We start from the raw sequence: 6,253 nt of genomic DNA on the forward strand, positions 1-6,253 counted from the left end.
GCTGGGGCACCACGCGCAGGCGGGGGCGTTCGGTGGGGTGGGTCAGGGCGAGGGTGGCGGTCAGTGTGGCCAGGACGGCCACGCACGTCAGCATCATGGCCGGGCCGGCCAGGAGCAGTGCCCCGCCGAGCAGGGGGCCGGCGAGTTGGGCGCCTTGGTCGATGCCGGCAAGGGCGGCTTGCACGCGGTGCGCGTGGCCTCGCCGCCGAGGGACTCGCAGGCAAGAAACGACGCTTCGGCGAGCGCTCCGGACGCCACGCCGAAGAGCATGAGGGATCCGATGCCCCAACCGGTGGCCAGGCCGATGATCGCGACGAAGGCGGCGGCGATGCGCAGGACGCTGGTAGCCAGCAGCGCGCTCTGCGGGCTGCGGCGGTCGATCAGCGGTCCGACCGCGGCGATGGCCGCCAGCCGGGGCACCCACTCGACGAGGAAGGCGATGCCGGTCCAGGTCACCGATCCGGTGAGGCTGAACACCAGCAGCGGCACGGCGTAGGTGACCACCGAGGCGGCCAGGGCGTCGGTGGCGCGCAGCAGGTAGCAGCGCAGCAGCCAGTCCCGGTCAGCCGTCGGCGCCGTGGGCCGGCGGTTTCTGCCGCGCCCGCCCCGGGTGCGGAAGGCGCGGGTGGCGGGGGTGACGGTCATCGGGCTCCATGGGGCAGGGCATCAGAGGGGAGGAGTCGCTGACCTGGTCTCGGAGAGGGCGGTCAACGGCGGCGCCCCCAGCCTTGTGGCGGGAAGGGGTTTGGGGAGGCGCCGCGGGGCGTGGTAGGCCCGCCCGGTCAGCGGCGGGAGCGTGGGGAGGCGCTGGTCGACCGTGGAGCGGGAGGTGTGGCCGCGCTGCTCTCACCGACCGGCCGCCTGGCGGCGGGGAGGTCGGCCAGGCGGCGGATGCGCCAGACCATGACCGCGGTCACCGACTCGGCGGTATCCAACTCCCGCAGCCGGGATGCCTGCTCCAGCAGGGCCTGCGGGTCGTGGCCGGCGGCTTCGGCCTCCGCCAGGGTGGCGGCCAGCGCATCCGTGCCGGTCGTCTCCGTCTCACGGGCGGCGGCGGGCAGCACCTCGCAGATCGTGCGGGCGTGGCGGTTACGGACCGGTTCGGGCAGATTCCGGCCGCGGGTAGCCAGGATTGCCAGGGGCCGGGCGGCCGTGGCGGTGTAGGCGGCGCGCAGGTGGGCCGCGGTGGTGCGGGCAGCAGCGGCCTGCTGGGCCTGGCCGCGGGCGGAGTGCCAGCGGTCGGCAGCCATGACCAGCAGGAACAGGGCGCTCAGCAGCATCAGCGCGGCCTCGCCGTCCTCGCCCCGGCCGGTAGCGGGTCCGGCGTACAGGATGTGACGGGCCGCCGTACGGACGCTGCGCAGGTCAGCACGCTCGGCGCGCACGTGACTCCGAGAGGCTCGCTCGAAGGCGCGGGCTGCGGCCAGCAACTCGGCACGGGTGCCGGCCGGGCTCGTGGCCGCGAAGGCGTCGAGGATCTCTGCGGTTCCGACCCAATAGCTGGCCGCCTGCTCCTCAGGCCCGTGGTCGAGGACCTCTAGCGCGTCCTCGACCACCCCGGCGGCCGCGCGCCGCGCCCTGGCCGCCGCCGAGGCCCGGCGGGAAGAGATGGCAGCGGTCTGGCCCCGGCCGTCCGTCGGCTGCTCGGCCAAATCAGCCACAGGTCCTGCGCCCAGCCTGCGGCGGATGCGGGGCAGCGACAGGTCCGAGGCCAGAGTGGATCCTGAGTACCACACCGGCTCGCCCGCACCGGTACGGTCGCCCGGGTCGGCGACGCTGTAGCCGAGGACGTCCCCGGACGGGGCGAGGCGGCGCTTGACCAGCAGACCGGCCAGCTCCAGGCGACCGAAGAACTCCTCCTCCGTCGCGGCCCCGGCCACCGCCAGGCGCACCATGTCCCGCAGCACCAGGCGCGGCGGCTCAGCCCGGCCGGTGCGCTCGGCTTTGATCCGCTCCGCACTGGTCGGCCGCGTGGCAGCAGTGCCGTCACCGGCGTTGAGCTGCCGCAGACCCATGTCCTGCTCGATGCGGCGACACTCGGCCTGAACACGCGCGGCATCGTTGTTCAGCCGGGCCTGGCGCAGATCCCCGCGCACGATGGTGGCCAGGATGTGGATGTGGTCCTCGGCGTGGCGCACCGCCACCCACCGGCAACCGTCAGGGTCTTCCGGCTGGGCGAGACTGGCGGCAACGACGACCCGGCGGGCGACCTCACCCCACTCCTCATCGCTCAGCTTCCGGTCGCCGGGAGCGGCGCGCACCGGGCAGTGCCACACGTGCTTCTTCGGCTTGCGTGGGCCCAGTTGGTTGACCCGCAGGTCCAGGACGGCGGTCAGCTGGGCCAGCGTGGCGACCGGATCGCGCCCCGGGTCGGGGGCGAAGCCGTCGAAGGAAGCGACCTGGTGCGGGTCCACGTGCTCGTCACGGCGGCCGGACCCGTACAGGTAGGCCAGCAGACCATAGGTGCGCGATCCGCGGCTGATGTCCGGAACCATCCGGTCACCTGCCGACGAGCTGTCCCGCAACGGCGTCGACGCCGACGACCGCCTGCCGCACCGCGGACAGGACCGTCTCCAGCTCACCCGGTCGCGGGTAGCCGCCAGAATTCAGCGCGAACGCGATCTGGTTGAGGTTGTTGCCCACCCGGGCCAGGTGTGTGCGGGCGGCGGCAAGCTGGTCGACCGCGTGGTCGAGGCGGTCCTGCGGGTCGCCACCAACCTCCAGGCCGCGGGCGGCGTTCAAGGTGCTGGTGGCCATGAACCTCGCGAGCGTCTGTGCCCGGGAGGCAGCAGCCGAGGTGATCTCGCCGTACTCGGCGGCGTTGAAGCGGACGGTGATCTTGCGGAGGCGCTGCTGCGGATCGCGATGGCGTCGACGCGGACGGCGTGCTGCGCTCGACGCGGTCGTCTCGGTACTCGTGGGCCACTCCCCCCTCTCGAAGTCCCCCGGTGCCCTCTGGCTCCGGGCCTGCTTGTGACGAGTCGAGCGCCCCCGCTCGACCCGTCACCGGCCTTCCCTCGCCTCCTGGCGAGGGCTGCGTGCCTGGGACCGTCCGTAGGACGGTCCCAGGCGATAGCTTGCTCGGCCGCAGGTGGCAGGGTCCTCAGCCCTCTTACCCCGCTCGGGGAGTTGGGTCATGCCGCGTCCCGGTCCGCGCTGAGGCGGATGTCCAGCAGCACGTCCGCGATGAAGTCCATCGCCTCGGCCTCGTCGTCCAGTGCGATCCTCGGTCCGCCGGGCGTGCGGCGCACCAGCCAGCTTCCGTCCCGGGCGGGCTCGGCGCAGTGCAGGTGCCCGTGCTGGCACAGGGTCGTCATGAAGGCGTCGACCACTGGGTCCACGGCAATGGTTCGGGACATGAAAGGCTCCTCAAGGATTCGAGTGGAGTGGGTGGTGTGCCGGGGCCGCCCGTTGCCGGCCGGGCAGCCCCGGTGCCGGTCAGGACCGTGGCCGGGGCTGCTCGCCGGTCCGCAGGGCGTGGAGGATCTCGCTCATCCGGGCGTTGCTGACGGTGTAGCCGGCGGTCCGGATGCCGGTACCGACGACCGCGCGGTTGATCCGCCCGGCCTCGGCCGCAGCACGCCGCGCGATCACCAGCAGCTCCTCCAGGTCATCGGACTCGGCCGGGACCGTCGATCGGTGCGCGGTGGACGGTTGGCGGTCCGACCGGCCGGTCCGCTCCTGCCCACGACCGATCCGGTCCGCGGTGCTGTCGGTCCGCCGGTCCGCGGTCGGCCACCCGTGGTCCGGTCCGCGTGTCCGGTCGGCATGCGGTTGCGGTCCGCCCGTCCGGTCCACGGTCCACCGGTCCCGCTCAGAGCCGGTCCGGTCCGCTGGGCCTCCGGTCCGCCCGTCTGCCAGCCCGGTCCGCTGGATCGGTCCACTGAGCCGGTCCGCATGGGGTTCCGGTCCGCCGGTCCGCGCTGGACCATCGACGGTCCGGTCCGCCGCGCCGTCGGGCCGCTGGTGCCCGGTGGACCGCAGGTCTCCCGCGGTGCGAAGTGCCGGGAGACGGTGGACCGTTGCCGGTTCAGTAGTGGACCGGTCCGTGTGAGGTGTGGTCCGCTCCGCGGCGGGCGGTTCCTCGCCGGGGACCGGCGGACCGCCGGGGCCAAGGGCCACGTGGCCCTGGGACGTGCCCGGGCCGCGATCCAGGGCTCGGCCGAGGACTGCGGCCTGGGCACGGCCGGGTCCAGGAAGTGCCCGGAGCTGACGGACGGAGTGGACCGCGTGGTCCGGTCCGCTCGGGTCCGCGGTCGGTACCGAAGCGCGGTCCGCCGATGCGGCGGCGTCGTCAGGCTGGTGATCCTTGGTCAGGCGGTCCGGCCGGTCCGCTGCGGTCCGGTCCGTCGGGTCAGGTAGGGCGGTCCAGTCCTCCGGTCCGCGGTCCGCCTCCGTCCCGTCTGCCGGTCCGGTGGCCTCCTCGCCGTCCGGGCCTTGCGGGCGGTCCGGTCCGGACCGGTCCGGTGTGTCGGGCGTCTCGGTCCAACTGGACCGGGGCGTGTGTCCGCGTCTCCTGAGCCAGCCGAGGAAGCGGCGGTCCGCTGGACCGGACCGGTCAGCTCCGGTGCGGTCCTCATGGCTGGCGGTGTCCCGGTCCGGGGCGGACGCCCGGTTCGGACCGGTCCGCCGGTCGGGCTGGCGAGTGTGGCGGGCCACCACGATGTAGAGGTGGACCGCCCCGGCCAGAGCGAGGGGCGCCAGGGTGGATAGCACGCCGACCGTGAAGTCCCCCAGCCGCAGTCCGCTGCGGACCGCGGACTGCTCGTTGAGGCGGACGGCGTGCAGCGCGTTGGCCCAGATGCTGGCAGCAGTTGAGGCGCCGAACAAAATCCAGGTGTACGCGCGTGCACGCCACGGCGCGGTCCGCAGCAGGACCAGAGCCCGTACGCCGTAGGCGATGAAGCCGTCGATCACCGCGGGGAAGACGTAGGTGAGCTGGACGCGGACGTGGATGGCCTCGGCCATCTGCCGCAGAGCGTCGTAGGACAGGGCGCAGCCGGCGCCGCCGAGCATGGCGATGGCGATGACGTCCCAGGCGGAGACGCGGGAGGTGGGTGCCGGTTCGGTGTTCATGCGGCCGCCGCCATGCGTTCGACGAGGTCGGCCTCAATGGCCATCTGGCGGGCCAGGTGCGGCTGGCGGCCGACCTGGTCGTGCAGCGCGGTGACCAGGCGGCGCCCGTGCTTGCGGGTGATCTTCAGGACGGGCGCCCAGGTGGGGATGGGGGTGGCACGGATGTGGGCGACGCGGACGACCGCGTCGCGCTCGGCGCGCGAGAGGTGGACGCGGTGACCCTCCAGGGCTGCAGCGACGCGTTCGTAGTCCAGTCGCCTGGGGAGCAGTTGGTGCAGGGGGTGGCGCTCCTCTTCGGTCAGCCCCCCGCGGATGCCCCAGCGGTCGCGGGTTTCCAGGGCGTGGTCCAGGCAGATGCGGCTGACCGGGCAGGCCTCGCAGATTTGCTTGGCCTGGTCGGCGCGGCGGGTCTGGGCGGGGTCGGGGTAGAAGAGGTCTGGTTCGGGGTGGCCGGCACAGGCGGCGTCGGCCTTCCATGTGCGGTCGCCTTCGGGGCGCAGGGCAGGGCTGAGCACAGCGGTGGTCATGGGTGTGTCCCTCTGGGGCTTCCCTGCCGCGCCTGACGGTGGTGGCGCAGCGGCAGGGGTGATGGGCGGGGGCAGGCGTCAGGCGGCGCGGCGTCTGCGGTCGGGGCCGGTGAGGGTGACCCGCTGAACCATGCCCGCGAGGCGGGAGGCGATCCGGTCTCCGAGGACGGTGCGCAGGTCGTCGGTGGGGAGGTTGGTGGTCAGCAGGGTCGGGAGCTGTTCGTTGTACCGGTGGTTGAGCAGCCGGTAGGTGAGCTCCTCGGTCCAGGGGGTGCTGGTGGCCGCGCCGAGGTCATCCAGGAGCAGCAGCGGGATGCGGACCAGTTCCTGGAAGGGGCCTTCGGTGTCGTGTCCGGGGCGGGGGCGGGCCAGTGCGTGGAGGTCTGCGCTGGTGGTGGCGCGCCAGGTCAGGCGCACACCGGCGGTCAGCAGGCTGCGGATGGCGCCGTAGGCCTGGTGGGTCTTGCCGGTGCCGGTGGACCCGTCAATGAGCAGCGAGGGACCGCGGGCGATGCTGCGGGTGCCGCTCGGTCCGCCGGTCCGCGCCGCGTGGGCGATCGCGTGCACCCAGGCGGTGACCTGGGGGTGGTCGGCGACGGCGTCCTGGTAGCGGGCGGGGATGCGGGCGGCGGCCAGCCGGAGGGCGTCCA

The 6,253-nt window shown here is 73.7% G+C and carries 6 protein-coding genes and 1 pseudogene; all 7 read right to left on the reverse strand.

From position 1 onward, the window contains the following. Window positions 1-93: 93 nt before the first annotated feature. Window positions 94-645, reverse strand: coding sequence for an MFS transporter (locus AOK09_RS23290; protein ID WP_055589186.1), 552 nt, complete (start codon window positions 643-645; stop codon window positions 94-96). 137 nt (window positions 646-782) lie between these two features. Continuing rightward, window positions 783-2,495, reverse strand: a complete 1,713-nt coding sequence (locus AOK09_RS23295; RefSeq protein ID WP_055589187.1) for a relaxase/mobilization nuclease domain-containing protein — start codon at window positions 2,493-2,495, stop codon at window positions 783-785. 4 nt (window positions 2,496-2,499) lie between these two features. Next, a pseudogene (gene mobC / locus AOK09_RS23300) lies at window positions 2,500-2,841 on the reverse strand (plasmid mobilization relaxosome protein MobC); the annotation flags it as partial. 293 nt (window positions 2,842-3,134) lie between these two features. Then, window positions 3,135-3,359: a hypothetical protein gene (locus AOK09_RS23305; RefSeq protein WP_063796042.1), complete on the reverse strand. Its 225-nt coding sequence runs from the start codon at window positions 3,357-3,359 to the stop codon at window positions 3,135-3,137. Between the two features lie 79 nt (window positions 3,360-3,438). After that, complete coding sequence (locus AOK09_RS43760) at window positions 3,439-5,076, reverse strand: DUF2637 domain-containing protein (protein WP_157876005.1); 1,638 nt, start codon at window positions 5,074-5,076, stop codon at window positions 3,439-3,441. Beyond that, window positions 5,073-5,603: a WhiB family transcriptional regulator gene (locus AOK09_RS23315; protein ID WP_055589190.1), complete on the reverse strand. Its 531-nt coding sequence runs from the start codon at window positions 5,601-5,603 to the stop codon at window positions 5,073-5,075. The genes AOK09_RS43760 and AOK09_RS23315 overlap by 4 nt, the downstream gene beginning before the upstream one ends. A 78-nt stretch (window positions 5,604-5,681) precedes the next feature. Beyond that, the coding region (locus AOK09_RS23320; RefSeq protein WP_055589191.1) for an ATP-binding protein at window positions 5,682-6,253 on the reverse strand (572 nt) is incomplete at its 5' end.

The organism is Peterkaempfera griseoplana (assembly GCF_001418575.1).
Classification (GTDB): Bacteria; Actinomycetota; Actinomycetes; order Streptomycetales; family Streptomycetaceae; genus Peterkaempfera; species Peterkaempfera griseoplana.

Bases quoted from the DNA above. Each gene is read 5' to 3' on its own strand.
- AOK09_RS23290 (WP_055589186.1), bottom strand. From the start codon at position 645: ATGACCGTCACCCCCGCCACCCGCGCCTTCCGCACCCGGGGCGGGCGC.
- AOK09_RS23295 (WP_055589187.1), bottom strand. From the start codon at position 2,495: ATGGTTCCGGACATCAGCCGCGGATCGCGCACCTATGGTCTGCTGGCC.
- AOK09_RS23305 (WP_063796042.1), bottom strand. From the start codon at position 3,359: ATGTCCCGAACCATTGCCGTGGACCCAGTGGTCGACGCCTTCATGACG.
- AOK09_RS43760 (WP_157876005.1), bottom strand. From the start codon at position 5,076: ATGAACACCGAACCGGCACCCACCTCCCGCGTCTCCGCCTGGGACGTC.
- AOK09_RS23315 (WP_055589190.1), bottom strand. From the start codon at position 5,603: ATGACCACCGCTGTGCTCAGCCCTGCCCTGCGCCCCGAAGGCGACCGC.